Annotated in this window: 15 protein-coding genes; 8 read left to right on the forward strand and 7 right to left on the reverse strand. The window is 74.0% G+C overall.

Annotated elements, in window-relative coordinates:
* Window positions 1-452: 452 nt before the first annotated feature.
* The gene (locus ACH4K4_RS33335) at window positions 453-1,106 is read left to right on the forward strand and encodes a response regulator (protein WP_398172636.1); all 654 of its coding nucleotides are present in this window, start codon (window positions 453-455) and stop codon (window positions 1,104-1,106) included.
* 74 nt (window positions 1,107-1,180) lie between these two features.
* The gene (locus ACH4K4_RS33340) at window positions 1,181-2,329 is read left to right on the forward strand and encodes a sensor histidine kinase (protein WP_398172739.1); all 1,149 of its coding nucleotides are present in this window, start codon (window positions 1,181-1,183) and stop codon (window positions 2,327-2,329) included.
* Between the two features lie 42 nt (window positions 2,330-2,371).
* On the opposite strand, the gene ACH4K4_RS33345 is transcribed toward ACH4K4_RS33340, so the two are convergent.
* Window positions 2,372-2,746: an STAS domain-containing protein gene (locus tag ACH4K4_RS33345; RefSeq protein WP_030184807.1), complete on the reverse strand. Its 375-nt coding sequence runs from the start codon at window positions 2,744-2,746 to the stop codon at window positions 2,372-2,374.
* A 406-nt stretch (window positions 2,747-3,152) separates the two neighbouring features.
* Here ACH4K4_RS33345 and ACH4K4_RS33350 point away from each other — a divergent pair, with 406 nt between their 5' ends.
* Together ACH4K4_RS33350 and ACH4K4_RS33355 are read left to right on the forward strand one after the other, a co-directional pair.
* Window positions 3,153-3,764, forward strand: coding sequence for a sigma-70 family RNA polymerase sigma factor (locus tag ACH4K4_RS33350; protein WP_398172638.1), 612 nt, complete (start codon window positions 3,153-3,155; stop codon window positions 3,762-3,764).
* Window positions 3,761-5,134, forward strand: a complete 1,374-nt coding sequence (locus ACH4K4_RS33355; RefSeq protein ID WP_398172640.1) for a zf-HC2 domain-containing protein — start codon at window positions 3,761-3,763, stop codon at window positions 5,132-5,134. Before ACH4K4_RS33350 ends, ACH4K4_RS33355 begins: the two co-directional genes overlap by 4 nt.
* 38 nt (window positions 5,135-5,172) lie before the next feature.
* Here the strand turns inward: ACH4K4_RS33355 and purU are convergent, their stop codons facing one another.
* Together purU and ACH4K4_RS33365 are read right to left on the reverse strand one after the other, a co-directional pair.
* On the reverse strand, window positions 5,173-6,045 hold the full coding sequence (gene purU / locus ACH4K4_RS33360) for a formyltetrahydrofolate deformylase (protein ID WP_360125900.1): 873 nt from the start codon (window positions 6,043-6,045) through the stop codon (window positions 5,173-5,175).
* A gap of 59 nt (window positions 6,046-6,104) precedes the next feature.
* Entirely contained in the window at window positions 6,105-6,554 is a 450-nt protein-coding gene (locus tag ACH4K4_RS33365; protein ID WP_398172642.1) for a hypothetical protein, read from the reverse strand.
* A gap of 180 nt (window positions 6,555-6,734) precedes the next feature.
* On the opposite strand from ACH4K4_RS33365, the gene ACH4K4_RS33370 reads away from it, so the two are divergent.
* Window positions 6,735-8,063 carry an ABC transporter substrate-binding protein gene (locus ACH4K4_RS33370; RefSeq protein ID WP_398172644.1) on the forward strand — a complete coding sequence of 443 codons (1,329 nt, stop codon included), beginning with the start codon at window positions 6,735-6,737 and terminating at the stop codon, window positions 8,061-8,063.
* A gap of 32 nt (window positions 8,064-8,095) precedes the next feature.
* Here ACH4K4_RS33370 and ACH4K4_RS33375 read toward each other — a convergent pair whose 3' ends face one another.
* Window positions 8,096-9,808, reverse strand: coding sequence for a hypothetical protein (locus tag ACH4K4_RS33375; RefSeq protein WP_398172646.1), 1,713 nt, complete (start codon window positions 9,806-9,808; stop codon window positions 8,096-8,098).
* 201 nt (window positions 9,809-10,009) lie between these two features.
* Entirely contained in the window at window positions 10,010-11,401 is a 1,392-nt protein-coding gene (locus tag ACH4K4_RS33380; protein ID WP_398172648.1) for a transcriptional regulator, read from the reverse strand.
* A gap of 441 nt (window positions 11,402-11,842) precedes the next feature.
* On the opposite strand from ACH4K4_RS33380, the gene ACH4K4_RS33385 reads away from it, so the two are divergent.
* The 3 genes from ACH4K4_RS33385 to ACH4K4_RS33395 all read left to right on the forward strand — a co-directional run bounded on the left by ACH4K4_RS33385 (window position 11,843) and on the right by ACH4K4_RS33395 (window position 15,168).
* On the forward strand, window positions 11,843-12,514 hold the full coding sequence (locus tag ACH4K4_RS33385) for a bifunctional DNA primase/polymerase (RefSeq protein ID WP_398172650.1): 672 nt from the start codon (window positions 11,843-11,845) through the stop codon (window positions 12,512-12,514).
* A 165-nt stretch (window positions 12,515-12,679) separates the two neighbouring features.
* A complete protein-coding gene (locus ACH4K4_RS33390; RefSeq protein ID WP_398172652.1) occupies window positions 12,680-13,513 on the forward strand; it encodes an ABC transporter ATP-binding protein in 834 nt (277 codons plus the stop codon).
* Window positions 13,510-15,168 (forward strand): transporter, encoded by a 1,659-nt coding sequence (locus tag ACH4K4_RS33395; protein WP_398172654.1) that lies wholly within the window; start codon window positions 13,510-13,512, stop codon window positions 15,166-15,168. Before ACH4K4_RS33390 ends, ACH4K4_RS33395 begins: the two co-directional genes overlap by 4 nt.
* 267 nt (window positions 15,169-15,435) lie before the next feature.
* Here the strand turns inward: ACH4K4_RS33395 and ACH4K4_RS33400 are convergent, their stop codons facing one another.
* Both ACH4K4_RS33400 and ACH4K4_RS33405 read right to left on the reverse strand, forming a co-directional pair.
* The gene (locus ACH4K4_RS33400) at window positions 15,436-16,392 is read right to left on the reverse strand and encodes an NAD-dependent epimerase/dehydratase family protein (protein ID WP_398172656.1); all 957 of its coding nucleotides are present in this window, start codon (window positions 16,390-16,392) and stop codon (window positions 15,436-15,438) included.
* Window positions 16,393-16,413: 21 nt separating this feature from the next.
* The gene (locus ACH4K4_RS33405; RefSeq protein WP_398172658.1) at window positions 16,414-17,286 is read right to left on the reverse strand and encodes an alpha/beta fold hydrolase; all 873 of its coding nucleotides are present in this window, start codon (window positions 17,284-17,286) and stop codon (window positions 16,414-16,416) included.
* Between the last annotated feature and the right edge of the window lie 459 nt (window positions 17,287-17,745).

The raw sequence follows: 17,745 nt of genomic DNA on the forward strand, positions 1-17,745 counted from the left end.
GCCGTGCCCCGGGAGGGGGCCGTGCTCCGAGGGGGTGGCCCGCGCGACGCCCAACGGGCGGACGTGCGGCGGATCGCGGACAACCTAGAGGCGGCAGTGACGGGAGACAACGGGTGAGGCAGAAGTTGTCCGGGGGGGGATCGGACGGAGGCCCGGAGCGGGCCCGGGAGCGAGCCCCGAAGCGGGCCGGCGGGCCTACCGGCGACGGCCGCCGCGTGTGGGGGTCGCGGCGGCCGTCAGAACCTGTGCCAGACACCGGCTCTCACTGTGAGCTGCACCGCGTGGTCGGCTTGTGGCCTGGTTGGTGGTGCAGCATGAGAGGCACTCTGCCCGCGGACGCCGCTGCTCGGCATCCTCCGCAGGTCGTGCTCCGACCCCCGCCGACCGGCGGGGGTCGGCCGCGGCGCGCGGCGGGCAGGACCGGGACGGCGCGATGCAGAGAGGGGCGGCCGGTGATCCGTGTCGCGGTGGTGGACGACGAGCGGCTGGTCAGATCCGGCCTGCGGATGATCCTGGGCACCGCCCCGGACATCGAGCTGGTCGCGGAGTGCGGCGGCGCCGGGGCCGTGGACACGGTGCTGGGCAGCGCGGCGGACGTCGTCCTGCTCGACATACGGATGCCCGACGTGGACGGGCTGACCGTGCTGCGCGGGCTGCGCACCGCCGCCGCGCCACCCGCCGTCGCCATGCTGACGACGTTCGACGCACAGGAGTACCTGACGGCGGCGCTGCGCGAGGGCGCGGCCGGGTTCCTGCTCAAGGACTCGGACCCCGGGCAACTGGTGGGCGCGGTACGCACGCTGGCCGCGGGCGGCAGCGTGCTGGACCCGGGCGTCACGCGGGCCGTGATCGGCGGCTTCCTGACCGCCGAGGACCAGGCCGCGGCGGCGCGTGCCGTACAGGCGCTGACGCCCCGGGAGGCCGAGGTGCTGGCCCTGCTGGGCGAGGGCCTGGGCAATGCCGGTATCGCGGAGCGGATGGGCCTGGCGCCGAGCACGGTCAAGGACCATGTGCGGGCGCTGCTGGGGAAGCTGGGCGGGCTCAACCGCGTCCAGGCGGCGATCCTCGCGGACCGTGCGGGCCTCGTCTCGGGCGGGCCCCGGTGAGCGCGCGCGGCGGCATACGGACGCGCGGCGGCATACGGACGGCCGCGGCCCTCGTCGTGCCGGTGCTCCTGTCCATGGTGGACGCCTTCCTCGTCAACGGCCTCGACCTCGGACTGGAATCGGCCGTCTCCCTGGTCGCCGCCGGCGCGCTGCTGCTGCGGCGCCGGCTGCCGCTCGCCGTCTTCCTGGTCACCCTCCCCGGCCTGTACATCGGCTACATCTGGTTCGCGCCGATGATCGCCCTCTACACCCTCGCCGCGCTCCGGCGCGGGCGCGCCCGGCTCGGCGTCTGCGCCGGCCTCCTGATCGCCGCGCACTTCTTCCCGTACCCGCTCTCCGACCTGGACCCGGGCGCGTACCGCGACAACGTCCAGGTGCTGATCGACGCGATGGTGACCTCGGCCGCGCCCATCGCGCTCGGCCTGCTGGTGCGTACCCGCCGCGAACTCGCCGCCCGGGTCGACGACCTGACCCGCAGCCTGCGCCGCGAGGACCGGCTGATCGCGGACCGGGTGCTGGCGACCGAGCGGGCGCGGCTGGCCCGCGAGATGCACGACGTGGTCGCCCACCAGGTCAGCCTGATCAGCCTGCAGGCCGGGGCGGTGCAGGTCAGCGCGGAGGAGGAGGCGGCGCGGGAGTCGGCCCGCACGATCCGCGAACTGTCCGTGCGGACCCTGGAGGAGCTGCGGCACATGGTCGGCATCCTGCGGGCGGCCGGCGGCGGCACGGCGGACGCCGGGGACCTGGTGCCGCAGCCCGATCTGGCCGAGCTGCCGCGGCTGATCGAGACGAGCGCGCTGGACGTCACCTACGAGGACGAGGTGCCGGCCGGTACGTGCGGGGCGAAGGCGGTGGAGCGGGCGGCGTTCAGGACCGTGCAGGAGGCGCTGACGAACGTACGCAAGCACGCGCCGGGCGCGCGGGTCCGGGTGCGGGTCGCCGCGGTGGGCGCGCCGCGCGGCGCGGCAGCGGACGGGGCGGCGGAGCCGCTCGGGCTGCGGGTGGAGGTGCGCAACGGGCCGCCGGACGCCTCGGCACCGGCCCCGGCGCTGCCGGGCGGCGGCCACGGCCTGGTCGGCCTGCGGGAGCGTGCGCAGAGCCTCGGCGGCCTGCTGGAGGCCGGGCACACGGCGGACGGCGGATTTCTCGTACGGGCCGAATTCCCGCGCGACGCGGGCGACGAACCCGTACGCGATAGGCCAATCACCCAGAGTGAGCCGTAGTTCCGGGCGGCCGCCCTTTTCCGGCGGGGAGGGGTGCGCGGTTCACGCGGAAAGGGGCGCGGCCGCTTCGTCGACGGCCGTACTGAGGTCCGGGTAGACCTCGAAGAGGCGGCGCACGCCGAGCGCCGCGAGCACCCGGTTGACGTGCGAGCCGTCCACCGCGCCCTGCGCGGGCAGGATCAGCCGCAGCCGGCCCTGGCAGGAGCGCATCAGGCGCCGCGCGGCGATCAGCACGCCGACGCCGCTGGAGTCGCAGAACCGCACCTCGGAGAGGTCGAGCACGAGGCTGCGGCGCCCTTCGGCGACCGCGTCGTGCACATGCTGGCGCACCGCGGGCGACGTGACCAGGTCCATCTCGCCGGAGACCTGTAGTACGGCCCAGCGGCCCTGCTCACCCTCTGCCACCTTCAACGACACGCGCTCGAAGCCTTTCGCTCGCTTGCGGACCGGACACCCCCGGAACCAACCGGAATGCGCCCTTCCCGCCTCGACTGCCCGGCCGTTCTCCCCTGAAACTCTTCAGAATTCTTTGCGCAACGGGCCGTTCCCTTCCAAGGCTATGCCCACTCAGCGGTGAACTTTCCCCTGGAACCGGTCACACACGGGTAACACATCGGCAGATACAGAAGCGAACGCTCCGCTTCGATCGTTGCTCCGCGGGCATTACCACCACAAAGTGACCGTCTCCATACCATCCGTCAGCCCCACGAGAGCGGATTTGCCGCAAAGAGACGTCATTGTCGGACCGGCCGACTACATTCGATGGCACGGTGGAGAGCGGGGCCGCGCCGGCGGCACGGCGGCGTCGAGGGATGGGGGCCAGATGGGACATGACGCACCACCGCGCTGGGACAGGCGGATGCAGCAACGGCTGGCGCGCGGCGAGGCGGCCGCGCTCGGCGAGCTGTACGACCGCTTCGCTTCGCTTGTGCACAGCCTCGCCCGCCGGGTCCTCGACGACGAGACGGCCGCCGACCGCATCACCCGCGAAGTCTTCGGCTACATATGGGAGAACCCCGACTCCTACGACCCCAAGCAGGGCTCCCTGCGCTCCTGGGTGGCCCAGCTCGCCCACCGCCAGTCCGTGTACCGGCTGCGCCAGTCCGAGACCGCCTCGGCCAGGGACCGCGGCGCGGACGCCCCCGAGCCCGCCGAGGTGGAGCGCCAGATCCGCGAGGCGTCCACCGCCGCCCGCGCCGACTACATCGTCACGTCCATGCCCGCCCCGCTCCGCGCCGCGCTGGAACTGGCCTACTTCCAGCGCCGCGACTACCGCCAGACCGCCGCCGACCTGGGTGTCACCGAGGACGAGGCCCGGCGCAGGCTGCGCCTGGGCCTCCAGCTGCTGTCCACCGCGCACAACCACCAGGCCCTGCCGCCCGCCAGGCCGCAGGCGTCCCCGCCGCACGGGACCGGCTACGGACGGACGCTGTGAACGGCCCGGAGGAGTGGGACCGCCACGACCCGGAAGATCCGCACGGTCCGGGCACCCCGCCGGGCCCGGACACCGGCGGCGCGGCCCACCCGGGCGGCCGTCCGCGCATACCGTCGCCGAGGTCCGCCGCCGAGGACGACGGGTCGCTGCCCGACGCGCCGCCTCCGGCGCCACAGCCGCCCGCCGACGGCACGGACACGCCCGCGAACGGTACGGACACGCCCGCCGACGGCACCGGCGAGCCCGCACCGGCGTCCGCCCCTCCCCCGCACCGCGTGCTGAAGTCGCTGCTCGGCGCCTGGGCCCTGGCAGCCTGCTCCGCCGAGGAGACGGCCGCCGTCGAAGAGCACCTCACCGACTGCGCGGCCTGCGCCGACGAGGCGCTGCGCCTGCGCGAGGCCGTCGGCCTGCTGCGGCCTACCGCCCCGCTCGACCTCGACCCGCTGCTGCGCTCGCGCGTCCTGGAGGGCTGCCTCGGCCGCCGCCCGGCCCGCATCCCCGTACCGGACTGGGCGGCCCCGTACGACGCCGAGGCGGCGAAGCTGGACGCGCTGCTGAGCGACATGGGCGAGGCGGAGTGGCGGGCGCCGGTGCGGCTGCGCTGGTTCGAAGGCGACCGGCCGGTCGAGCGGCGGACGACCGTCGCCGGCGTCCTCGGGCACCTGATGGCCGTGGACGGGCTGGTCGCCACGGCGCTGGGCCTCGGCGACCCGCTGGGCGCAGCGGCACCGCCCGCGCCGGCCGGACCCGTCGCCCGTACGGAAGCCTGCTGGCAGGCGGTCACCGACGAGCGCGCCCCGTTCGCCACTCGCTCCCCGTGGCGCGACCAGAGCCACACCCTCATCCGCACGGTGTCCTTCGCCGGCCGCGGCGTCGCCGAACTGGCCGTTCCGTACGGCGATTTCCGGCTGCCGCTGCGCGACTCCTTCCTGGACCGCGCCTTCGAGTGCTGGGTGCACGCGGGCGACATCGCCGACGCCGTGGACTACCCGTACGAGCCGCCGGCCCCCGGGCACCTGGGCCTGCTGGTCGACCTGGCGGCCCGGCTGCTGCCCGGCGTGCTCGCCGAACGGCGCAGAGCCGGGCTGGCGACGCCGCCGCGGCGCCTGGTCGCGGCGGGCGCCCCCGGCCGGACGCTGCACCTGGAGATCGAGGGCTGCGGCGGCGGCCACTGGTACATAGCCCTGGACTCCCCGGCCGCCCTCGGCACGCCGGACCGCACGGTCGCGCACATCGCTCTGGACAGCTTCGAGTTCTGCCAGCTGGCAGCGGGCCACGTACCGCCCGAGGAGGCGGTCGCCGGGCAGCACGGCGAGCCGGAGGCGATCCGCGACGTGCTGTTCGCCACGGCGTCGCTGTCGCGCCTGTGAGGGCGCGGAGACCTCATCGGTGACCGCGCCCCGACGGGTTACGCGAAGACGACGGTGCGCGTGCCGTTGAGCAGGACGCGGCGCTCGCTGTGCCACTGCACGGCGCGCGCCAGGGCCCGGCACTCCACGTCCCGGCCGACGGCCACGAGCTGGTCGGGCGTGACGCCGTGCCCGACGCGCTGGACCTCCTGCTCGATGATCGGGCCCTCGTCGAGGTCCGCCGTCACGTAGTGCGCGGTGGCGCCGATGAGCTTCACACCGCGCGCGTGCGCCTGGTGGTAGGGCTTGGCGCCCTTGAAGCTCGGCAGGAAGGAGTGGTGGATGTTGATGATCCGCCCGGACAGCGCCTTGCACAGGTCGTCGGAGAGCACCTGCATGTAGCGAGCCAGCACGACCAGCTCGACGTTCTCCTCCCGCACCAGCTCCAGCAGCTGCGCCTCGGCGGCGGCCTTGGTGTCCTTGGTGACCGGGATGTGGTGGAAGGGGATGTCGTACGAGCCGACCAGCTCGGCGAAGTCGGTGTGGTTGGAGACCACGGCCGCGATCTCGACCGGCAGCGCGCCGATCCGGGAGCGGAAGAGCAGGTCGTTGAGGCAGTGCCCGAACTTGGACACCATCAGGACGATGCGCATCTTCTCGTCGGCGCGGTGGATCTGCCAGTCCATCTGGAAGGAGTCGCCGATCGCGGCGAAGCTGGCGCGCAGCTTCTCCAGGCTGACGGTCGCGTCGGCGCCGAAGTGCACCCGCATGAAGAAGAGCCCGGTGTCGTGGTCCCCGAACTGCTGGCTGTCCTCGATGTTGCAACCGGTCATGAACAGGTAGCTGGACACCGCGTGCACGATGCCCTGCTTGTCCGGGCAGGAGAGGGTGAGGACGTACTGGTCGGGGGTACTGGGCTGCGAGTCGCTCATGACCTCATAGGGTCGCACATTCCCGGCCGTGATCCGTCCCGCACCCGGCACGCCCGGTTCTAGACCGGCGCCCGCCGGCCCCGCGTCATGATCGCCAGGACCTCCAGCGAGTGCGGCGGCACGTCCGGGTCCTCGCCGTCCGCCGTCGCCATCCGTACGTGTGCGTCACGCGCGGCGCGCACCGCTTCCGGCCAGCCGTGGTGCTCCAGGTACGCGGTCACCGGCGCGTCCGGGCCGACCTGGTGCATGATCCGCAGCACCCGCAGCACGGCGACGTCGACGAGGGACGCCTCCTGGGAGTCCCGGAAGATCGTGCCGACGTACTTCTCGGCGGACCAGTTGTCCAGCCAGGTGTCCTCGACGAGCCGGTAGACGGCGTCGGTGACGTCCCCGTACCCCGGGCGGCCGGCCAGCCAGGTCTCCTGCTGGAAGCCGGGGTCGGAGAGCATGTGCAGCGCGGAGCGCACATTGCTGCGCCAGCGCCACCACGGCATGTCGTTGAGCGGCATGGCGCCCATGGTGGTCGAGCGACGGCCGCGACGGGAAGACTTCTCCGAACCTTGCACAGTATTCGATCGTACGTTCTCGGCCGATGATCATCGCCGGCCCCCTGGAGTTCACTCCGCCGTCACCGTTCGTTGCGCGGACGTCACTCGCGCGTTCCGGACGAAGCGGAAGGCTCCGTGCACATGACCGGACGGCGACGCCCCTCCCCCCGCCCCTTCCCCCGCGCCTCCGCAGCCGCCACGACTGTCACGGCCTGCACGGCGGCCCTGGCGTCCCTGCTCTCGGCCTGCGGCTCCCTCCCCGGAGCCTCCGGGGGCTCCGGGGAGAAGGAGCCGCTCACGGTGATGACCTGGGCGCCGATGGACACCAAAGCGACCAATATGCCGGGTATGCCCGCCATGGCGGAGGCGTACGCACGCTGGGCCAACGCCCAGGGCGGCCTCAACGGCCACCCTCTCAAGGTGCTCACGTGCAACGAGCACAACGATTCGGTGGCCGCCGCGCGCTGCGCACAGCGCGCGGTCGACGCCAAGGCGATCGCGGTCGTCGGCTCGTACAGCCAGTTCGGCCGCTCGTTCATCTCGCCCCTGGAGCGCAACGGCATCCCCTACCTGGGCGGTTACGGCGTCTCCGACGAGGAGTTCGCCAGCCCGCTGTCGTACCCGGTCAACGGCGGCCCGGCGGCCCTGCTGGCCGGCAACGGGCGCCAGTTGGCGAGCGTCTGCGAGCGGGTCTCGCTGGTACGCCCCGACACCATCCAGGGCGACCAGATGCCGGCCCTCCTCGGCGCGGGCCTGTCCGACGGCAGCCGCGACGCCGCCACGGACGTCCGCGCCCCCGAGGACGGCACCGACTACGGCGAAGCGGCCCGGCGCGCCCTGGACGGCGTGGGCGCCTCGGCGGGCGCGTCGAAGGGCGCGGGCGGCTGCGTGACGGCCGCCCTCGGGGAACGCACCGACACGTTCTTCGACTCCTTCCGGCGGCTGGCCCCGGGCGGCTCGAAGGTACGCATCGCCTCGGTCCTGGGCAGCGTCGGGCAGGCGCTGGTGGACCGTACGGGCGGCCGGTACGGGCCGCTGGAGGGCGCGTACCTGACCGGCTGGTACCCGGTCGCCAGCGACCCGCGGTGGAACCCGATGCGCAAGGTCGTCCGCGACCACGCCTTCAACGACAACCGCATCGACACCGCCGACCCGGGCGTGCAGACGACGTGGATCGCCTACACGGCCCTCCGCGCGGTCGTCGCACAGCTCGACGACGAGGGCGTCGAGGACATCACGGCCCACACCGTGCGGCAGGCGCTGGACCAGGGCGACCGGGCGGTGGACACCGGCGGGCTGACGCCCGGGCTGCGCTGGCGCTCCGAGGACATGCTCGCGGTGCAGGACTTCCCGCGCATCGTCAACGGCCTGGTGACGTACCAGGCCGTACGCGAAGGGCAGTTGGTGGCGGCGAAGGAGGGCTTCGTGAACGTCGCCGGGACGCTGGAACGGCCGCGCGCGGACAGCTGAGCCGCCGGGCGTGCCCGGCCCCGGCGGCGCGCTCAGAGCTGTTCCGGCCGGCGTTCCGTCAGGCCGTACTTCTGGGCGATCGGGTTCCACAGCTTCGCCGCCTGCTGCTTGGCCTTCGTGGCCTGCCCGCTCGCCGCGTTGCCCTTGGCGGCCTCCTTGCCGCCGCGCGCCTTGCCCTTCGGGCAGCCCTTCTTGCCCTTCACCTGGCCCGCCCAGTCCGCGTAGTGGTTGTCGGCCGCCGCCGAGGACTTCCACGCCTCGTTGAGCGACGCGGTCAGCTCGCCGCTGCCGGGCAGCTTGTCCACGGAGAGCTTGCCGAGGCGGTCCACCATCTGGTTGCGCTGCCCGGCGGCGTCCCTCAGGTTCTTGGCGGCCGCGTCGAGGTCGTCGCAGGACTTGATGCTGTTGACCGCGTCGATCACGGCGGAGCGGCTGTTGTTGCTGTCCTTCAGGAGCGTGTCGAGGTCCTTGGCCTGCGCCGCCACCGGGTCGGCGGCCGACGGCTTGCCCTCCCCGCCGCCCTTGGCGCCCTTGTCGTCCTTGTCCGCGCCCTGGGAACCGCTGCCGGTGCTCTGCTGCTGCTTCGTCTCGCCGTCGTCACTGCCGCTGATGGCCCAGCCGACGCCCAGCCCGGCACCCACGAGGGCGACCACGCCGACGCCGATGACCACGGCGGGCGCGAGGCGCCGGCGGCGGCCGCCACCGTCCGCGTCGTGGCCCGGCTGCGGGGCGTATTGGTCGTACTGCTGCTGCCCGTAGGGCTGTTGGCCGTACGGGCCGCCGGGACGCTGCTGCTCCGGCTCGTCGAAGCGGGGCAGCTGCGCGGTGGCGTCCGGGACCCCGCCGGGGTTCGCCTGCGGCACGGCGCCACCGGGCCCGGAGCGGAACAGGCCGTCGAACTCGGCCGGTGTCGCGCGCTCACCGGGCGCGCCGGGGCGTCCGCCGAAGGGGGCGGCGGGCGGCGGCGCGGACGGTCCGGCGCCGGCGGGCGCGCCGCCGCCGACCGGCGGCAGGAACTGCGTGGCCTCGGCGTCGGCACCGGGCGGCGGCGTGGCCGGCTTGATCGCGCGGAGCGTGGTGGTGGACTCGCCGGCCGTCTCGGGCCGGCCGCCGGCCGCCGGCGGCATCGGCCCCGGCCGGCTGGCCGCCTGGCCGTGCCGTCCGCCCACCGGGCGCAGCAGCGTCGTCGATTCCGGGTCGCCGGCGGCGGGCGGCATCGGCGCGCCGGCCTGCGGCGTGGCGCGGACGAGCTGCCCGTGCGGCGCCTGCCGTCCTCCCGCGGGCGGTGCCTGGCCACCCTGCTGTGCGGTGAACGGAGGTATCAGCGCGGTCGCTTCCGCATCCGGGACGGGGGCGGGGCCGTGCGCCGGGGGCTGGGGCTGGGGCTGGGGTTGGGTCTGCTGGAACGGGGGCTGCGGCTGCTGGGCGTAGGGCTGTCCGGGAACGTTCTGGCCGGGGGCCTGCTGCCCGCCGTACGACTGCTGCTGGAACGGCGGCTGCTGTCCGGGCGCAGGCTGCTGAAACGGCTGCTGCTGCCCAGGCGCAGGCTGCTGTCCGGGAGCAGGCTGCTGTCCCGGTGCCGGCTGCTGGTCCGGCCCCCACGGCTGCCCCCAGGGCTGGCCCGCGGGCGGTGCCGCCTGCTGGTCGGTGGCCCACGGATCACCGTGCGCGGGCAGCACAACGCCCTCTCGCGCGGGCACGCCCGCAGGATTGTGCGGGTCGTTGCCCTGTCCGCTCTGCGTCACCGGGACTCCTACGATCTGCTGACTTACGGAAGCGCGCTCACGCTACCGGGTCGCAGTCGCGTTCGACCATGTCCCCTGGTCACCGCCCGTTCGAGCCCAGTTTGAGCGCCGGGCGGGCCCACGCGGCCCGCCCGGCCGGAGGACGAGGCGGCCCGGGCGCCGGCGAGCCCTCCCCCCGGCTGCCGCGGGCCGCGAGTTCCGTTACGCGGCCGCCCGCAATTCCAGCCGGGCACCGAACTCCCGCACCACCGGCTCGTCCCGGTACGGCTCCAGCCGCAGCTGGAAGTCCTCCAGGTACTCCGCGCCGCGGTTCGACCGCAGCCCGCTCAGCAACTCCACGGCCTGCGTGCCGGTGTGGCACGCCTGCTCGATCTCGCGCTGCTGGACCTGCGCGCTGGCCAGCAGGACGAGCCCGATGGCGCGGCGCCGCGCCCGCCCTTCGGGATGCCCGTCCACCGCCTCCTGCGCCCGCTGGCGCGCCGGGCCCGGCTGGCCCAGGTCGCGGTGGCAGTGGGCGAGTTCGTCGGCGAGGTACGCCTCGTCGAAGTGCGCGATCCACACCGGGTCGTCGCCGGGCCCGGAGGCCGCGCCCGCGCGTTCCATCGCGCCCACGGCCCGGCCCGCCACGACCTGGAAGGCGCGCGCGTCACCCATCAGGGCGTGCCCGCGCGCCTCCGCCGCGAAGAACATCGCCTCCGCCCGCGGCGTGACGTGCCCGCGCGCGCCTTCCTGCGCGGCCTTCGCGAGCTGCGCGATCTCCCGCGGGTTGCCCAGCGACGCGGCGAGGTGGCTCATGCTGGCGGCCAGCACGTAGCCCCCGTAACCGCGGTCGCCCGCCGCCTGCGCCAGCCGCAGCGCCTGGATGTAGTAGCGCTGCGCCAGCCCCGGCTGGCCGGTGTCGACGGCCATGTAGCCGCCCAGTTCGGTCAGCCGGGCGACGGCCGCGAACAGTTCGCGGCCGACCGACTCCCGGTACGAGCCGGCCAGCAGCCCGGAGACGACGCTGTTGAGGTAGTGGACGACGACCGGCCGGACGTGGCCGCTGCCGTAGCGGTGGTCCAGCTCGCTCAGGGCGGAGGTCATGGCCCGTACGGCTTCGACGTCCGAGATCCCCACGCGGGCCCCGGCGTTGCGGGCGACCTGCGGGTCGGCGCTGGTGATGAGCCAGTCGCGGCTCGGTTCGACCAGCGCGGAGGCGGCCACGGTGGAGCCGCTGAGGAAGTCGCGCCGGCCGACGTCGCTGCGCCACAGCTCACAGACCTGTTCGATCGCGCCGAGGACCGTGGGCGAGAACTGCAGGCCCACGCCCGAGGCGAGGTTCTTGCCGTCGGCCATGCCGATTTCGTCGATGGTGACCGTGCGCCCCAGTTTGCGCCCCAGCGCCTCCGCGATGATGGCGGGGGCACGGCCGCGCGGCTGCTGGCCGCGCAGCCAGCGGGCGACGGAGGTCTTGTCGTAGCGCAGGTCGAGTCCGTGTTCGGCGCCGCACATGTTGACGCGGCGGGCGAGTCCGGCGTTGGAGCAGGCGGCTTCCTGGATGAGCGCCTGCAGCCGTTCGTTCGGCTGCCGCGCGACGAGTGGCCTGGCGGCCATGCTGCACCCCCTGATTACTGCTGCGCGTTCACCAGCGAACGCCGTACCCGTTGATCGATTCCCCGCGCATATGCCGGATATCCGGGATATCTCGGATGTGCGTGATGTCCGCCGAAGGCTTGACATCTTCCGTCCGGAGCCTGCGGGCCGGCCGGCCGGCGGATCGCTCCGCCGGATCGCGGTGTCCGGCACGTCCTGCCGCTCCGGTCTCCCAGTGGTCCTGCTGCGCCGTTCTATCGGGTGGAGCGGTGATGGCGGGGAACCGGCAAACCGGGACCGGGCGGCCTCTCCGCCCGTCACGCAGGTGGCTACCCGTTCTCCCGGCGCTACCCCGCACGCGCCCCCGGGCATGCATCCATGCGCCCCACGTGCGGGAACGATGCGCCGGGGTGGTGCACATGTCGGCCGTAACCCTTGGTGACAAGGGAAGTTGTCCAGCACGTGGAAGACACCATCGGAGTCACAGGAGCCTCTCAGGTCCCCAAGCAGCGTGGCGAGCTGTTGATCGAAACTGCGGTGCGTTACGCGGAAGAGCGGCATTGGGACGTATTGCCCGGCGCATGGCTCGTGGACGACGGCGGGACACCGCGCTGCTCGTGCGGCGCGGCCGGCTGCGCCGCGCCCGGCGCGCACCCCACGGCCGCCGGTTGGGCCTCCCAGGCCACGGGCAGCGCGACGGCCGCCCGCCGCCTGTGGGGCAAGCAGCCGCACGCCTCCATCCTGCTGCCCACAGGCCGTACGTTCGAGGCGCTCGACGTGCCCGAGACGGCGGGCTGCCTGGCGCTGGCCCGTATGGAGCGCATGGACCTGCCGCTCGGCCCGGTGACCCGCACCCCGCACCGCCGGATGCTCTTCTTCGTCCTGCCGGGCGCCTCGGTCAAGGTGCCCGACCTGGTACGGCACCTGGGCTGGCCGCCCGCGACGCTGGACCTGGTCGCACGGGGCGAGGGCGACTACGTCGCCGCGCCGCCGACGCGGGTGGGGGCGCACGGCGCGGTGCAGTGGGCGCGTCAGCCCACCGCCGCCAACCGGTGGCTGCCGGACGCGGAGGAGCTGATCAGCCCGCTGGCGTACGCCTGCGGGCGGGAGGCCGCGGCGGCACGCGGGCGGTAAGAGCCTGGGCGTGTGCCCCGGGCGCGTACGTCCGTTCACGCGCCCCGCCCCGCCGCGCCCGCTCGTCCGAATGGCCGCCCCGGCCCCGATGTGCGCCCACCCGTATCGTGGAACGACGGACGGGGGCACGACCGGCCCCTGCGGGGACGTTGAAGGGCAGGACCGGTGGCCAACGAACCGGAACAGACCGACCAGGCGGCCGGATCCGTCATACGGGACGGCACGGCGCCGCCCGCGGTCCGCGTCCAGGGCCTCTGGAAGAAGTACGGCGAGCAGATCGCCGTCGCGGGGATCGACCTGACACTGCCCGCCGGCCGGTTCATCGGCCTGGTCGGGCCGAACGGCGCGGGCAAGACCACCACCCTCTCCATGGTGACCGGCCTGCTGAGGCCGGACGCCGGGCAGGTGGAGATCGGCGGCCACGACGTGTGGCACGACCCGGTCGCGGTGAAGTCCCGGATCGGCGTACTGCCCGAGGGCCTGCGCCTGTTCGAACGACTCTCCGGCCGCGAACTCCTGTCCTACATCGGGCGGCTGCGGGGGCTGCCCGGCGGGGAGGTCGACAAGCGCGCCGACCAGCTGCTGGAGGTGCTGGACCTGTCCGGCGCCCAGAACAAGCTCGTCGTCGACTACTCGACCGGCATGCGCAAGAAGATCGGGCTGGCGGCGGCGCTGCTGCACAACCCCGAGGTGCTCTTCCTCGACGAGCCGTTCGAAGGCGTGGACCCGGTGTCGGCGCAGACCATCCGCGGCGTCCTGGAGCGCTTCACCTCCTCCGGCGCCACCGTCGTCTTCTCCAGCCATGTGATGGAACTGGTGGAGTCGCTGTGCGACTGGGTCGCGGTGATGGCCGGCGGGCGCATCCGGTCGGACGGGCCGCTCGCGGAGGTACGCGGTGACGCGCCCTCCCTTCAGGACGCGTTCCTCGAACTGGTCGGCGCGGGCGGCCGCGCGGCCGGGCAGAACCTGGACTGGCTGGGCGGCGGAGGCGCCCGATGAGCACCCCCCGTACCGCGCCCGCCCGCACACCGGCCGGCGCACCGGCCGCGGTGCCCAGCGTGTCCCTGACACCGATTCTGGTGCGCCTCAAGCTCTCCCTGCTCCGCAACGGCCTGCGCCAGTCCTCCGGGCGGACCGCCGTGTACGTGACGTCACTGGCGGTGTCCCTGCTGTTCGCCGCGGTCATCCTGGCCGGCCTGATCGCGCTGCGGGACGTCGGCCACGCGGGCGCGCTGGGCGTGCTGGTCGCCGGGGTCCTGGCGCTGGGCTGGGCGGCGATGCCGCTGTTCTACCCGTCCGGCGACGAGACCCTCGACCCGACCCGGCTGGTCATGCTGCCGCTGCGGCCCCGGCCGCTGATCGTCTCGCTGCTGCTGGCGTCACTCGTGGGCATCGGGCCGGTCTTCACCCTGGCGCTCGTCGTCGGCTCGGTGATCATGCTGGCGCACGGCGCCGCCGCCACGGTCGTCGGCGTGCTCGCCGCCGTCCTGGTCGTCCTGGTGTGCGTGGCGCTGGCGCGGGCCGTGGCCACCGCCAACGTACGGCTGCTGACCAGCCGCCGGGGCCGCGACCTCGCCGTGCTGAGCGGCCTGTTCGTCGCGATCGGCGCGCAGGGCGTGAACATCGGCGCGCAGAAGCTGTTCGGGTCGGGGGCCGGGCTGTCCGCCCTGGAGCCCGCGGCCGGCATCGTGCGCTGGGTGCCGCCCGCCTCGGCCATCGACGCGGTACGCGCGGCGAGCGAGGGTTCGTACGGCCGTGCCGCACTCGGCCTGGCGCTGACGGCGGTGGCGCTCGTCCTGCTGCTGTGGTGGTGGCAGCGCACGTTGACGACGGTGATGACGTCGCCCGACTCCTCCACCCTCCAGGCCGTCGAGAAGGACAGCGCGCGTAAGCAGCGCTCTTCGGAGGGCGGCCTGCAACGGCTGCTGCCCGAGGGCCGTACGGGCACGGTCGTCCTGCGCATGATGCGCTACGCGTGGCGCGACCCGAAGTCCAAGATGGCCTGGGCTACGGCGCTGGGCGTGGGCCTGCTGGTCCCGGTCGTCTCGGCCGTGCAGGGCGGCGGCAGCATCTACACGGCGTTCTCGGCGTCGACCCTGCTGGGCATGCAGATGTACAACCAGTTCGGGCAGGACACCTCGGCGTTCTGGATGGTGGCCTCGACGATCTCGTCGCCGCGCGACGCGTACGTGGAACTGCGGGCGCGGGCGCTGGGCCTGGCGCTGATCGGTGTGCCGTTCGTGACGGTGGTCGTGGTCGGCGCGGCGGCCTACCTCGGGCCGTGGTCCGCGTTCAGCGACGTCTACGGAATGTCGCTGGCGCTGCTCGGCGCCATGGTGGCGACCGGCGCGCTGGCCTCGGCGCAGTTCCCGTACTCGATCCCCTCGGAGGGCAACAAGAACTTCGCCCCCGGGCAGGGTGCCATCGCCTGGTTCAGCCTGTTCGGCGGCATGCTGGCCAGCGCCGTGTTCGTCGCGCCGATGCTCGGGCTGCTGGTGTGGCTGCACGTCGCGGGGCTACAAGGCCTGTTGTGGGTGCTGCTGCCGGTGGGCGCGGCGTACGGGGTCGGCATCGCGGTCCTGGGCATGCGGGTGGCCGCGCCACGGGTGGCGGCGCGGCTGCCGGAGATCCTCACGGCGGTCAGCAAAGGGTGACCCCGGCACCGCCGCTCCCGCGCCGGCAGCAGCAGCCGGGGTGACGGATTCCGACGTGTGGTCACCGAGGCCGGTAGGCAGTGGCCAGTAGGGAGACGGTGCTCCGCCCGGGCACGCGTGGCCCGCCAGGCAGCGCAGCGCGCCGCCGTCGAGGCGGAGACGAGCGCCGCACGTCGGGCAGCGCAGGAGGTCGGGGAACGACCCCTCACAGCCTCCCGGTCAGTGGAAGCAGCAGTGCGGGGTGCTCATGAAGTCCACGCCGTGATCTTACAAAGTGCGGGCGGAGAGGGCCGCGCGTTCTTGTTCGGGGGTGTAGCCGAAGGGCAGCGGGGGCTCGCCGCGGGCGCGGTCCCAGGCCAGGACGTCGGCGGCCGTGACCTCCAGGGGTGTTGCCGGGAGGCCGGCCTCCCGGGCGCGGGCCGCGCTGCGTTGCTGGGTGGACCAGTCCGGGCGGACGAGCGGGAACATCGGGGGCGCGCCGTCGGGCGGCACCGGCACGATCTCCACCTGGGTGCCCGCCGCTCGCGCACAGGTCTCGATCAGTCCGCCGAGCGTCGTCGGCTCGGCCGGGCCGACCGCGTGGAACGCACCGGGGCGGTCGTCGGCGAGCAACCGCACCACCAGGCGCGCGAGGTCGCGGGAGTCGACGACCTGCACCGGTTGCGCGGGGTCGCCCGGCAGCGCCACCCGGCCGCCGCGCGCGGCACGGCGTACCCAGTACGTGAACGTCTCCATCGAGTCGTGCGGCCCGGCGACCTTCCCCGGCCGTACGATCGTCGCCCGCGATCCGTAGCGGGCCAGTACGTCGTCCTCGCAGGCCACTTTGAGCGGCCCGTACGTGGCCTCGCCGAGTTCTTCGGTGTCGCGTACGGGCGGGCGGCGCGGGGTGTTCTCGTCGCTGCCGGGGCCCACGCCCGCGCGTTCGTAGACCGCGTGGCTGGAGATGAACAGGTACCGGCCGACGCGGTCGCCGAGCGCGTCCATCGCCTGTCCGACGTGGCGCGGGACGTAGCCGCTGACGTCCACGACCGCGTCCCAACCGCCTTCGCCGAGCGCGGTGTAGTCGCCGGTGTCGCGGTCGCCGATGAACCGGGGCGCCTCGGGGAACAGCTCCGGATTGGTCCGGCCCCGGCCGAACAAGGTCACCTCGGCGCCCGTGCGCAGGGCGTCTTCGACGATGGCGCGGCCGACGAAGGACGTGCCGCCGAGAACGAGAAGGCGCATGGAAGGGACATTACCGACGCGTCAGGGCGGAAGGACGGATTCGAGGAAAGGGCCGAGCACGCCCCGCCACTCCTCGGGGGCCTCCCAGGGCAGCCAGTGGCCCGCGTCGGGGATCTCGGCGTAGACGCCGTGCGGAAGGACGCGGACCATCTCCTGGGCCTCGGCGCGGCCCAGTTCGCCGTCGAGACCGCGGACCACGAGGGCGGGGCACCGCACCAGGGCGAGGTCTTCCCAGTGCGCGTCGTGGACCCACGTCTCGCGGGCGGTGAGCATCTGGTGGCGGGAGAAGACCGGGCGCCAGCCGTCCGCGCGCTCGGCCATGACCTCGGCGAAGAACTCGCCGCGGGCGGGCTTGGGACGCTCCAGGGTCGGGTCGTCCTCGCCGAACCACTTGCGCACGTCGGCGAGCGTGGCGAACGGGACCGGCCAGGACCGGAACCAGTCCGCCCATTCCTGCTGCGAGGCCGCGCCCAGGGCCGAGGCCCGCATGTCGCAGACGACCAGTGCGCTGACGAGGTCGGGGCGGCGGGCGGCCACCTGCCAGGCCGTCAGGGCGCCCATGGAGTGGCCTATGAGGACGGCGGGTGCCAGTCCGAGCTGTTCGATGGCGGCGATGCCGTCGGCGACGTACGCCTCGCGGTCGTACGGGCCGTCCGGGGGCTTCTCGCTGCGGCCGTGGCCGCGCTGGTCCAGGCCGACGGGGCGGCACCGGGAGCCGAGCCAGCGGGCGGTCTCGGCCCAGTGCGACGCGCGGCCCATGAGGCCGTGCAGGAGGAGCACCCCGGGGCCCCGCTCGCACTGCTCGCCGCCCCGGCCGGCCTTCGGGGGATCGGTGAACTCCCAGGCGGCGAGCCGCACGCCGCCGGTCCCTGTCACGTCGATGCGCCGCACCATGGGCCCTGGCACCCCCATTCGGTCCTTGAGCAGCCCCACACTATCGAACCCCTATTCGAATAGACCGTTCCTGCGCCCAATAACCCTCGTACGGGTGACCACACTCAAGGATTGCCGGTCTGCGCCGAGGGGAGACACGTAGCGGGAGGCGGGCCCCACCGGGAAGGGGGCCCACGGGGAAAGACCCTGGGAGCTCGGGGCTCCGGGTCTTGGCGGGGGGACATGGGGAGGCGGGGCCCCGGCTGCTCGCAGCGCCGGGGCCCTGGTTGTTTCCGGGGCCGGGGACGTGCCGAAGTCGTCAAGAGCCGCCCAAGCCCTCACCCGAGCCCCCTCCCGACCCGGGAAGGCCGCGGCGGGCACGGGTAAGCCCTGGCCGCCCGCGGCCACCTGGTCCCAGGTCTCGGCGCCACACGTCGCGTTCCCACTGCCCGCACCCACGCGCCCGGGCGCCTTCGCGAC

It is taken from the genome of Streptomyces sp. NPDC017529 (assembly GCF_044329785.1).
Taxonomy (GTDB): Bacteria; Actinomycetota; Actinomycetes; order Streptomycetales; family Streptomycetaceae; genus Streptomyces.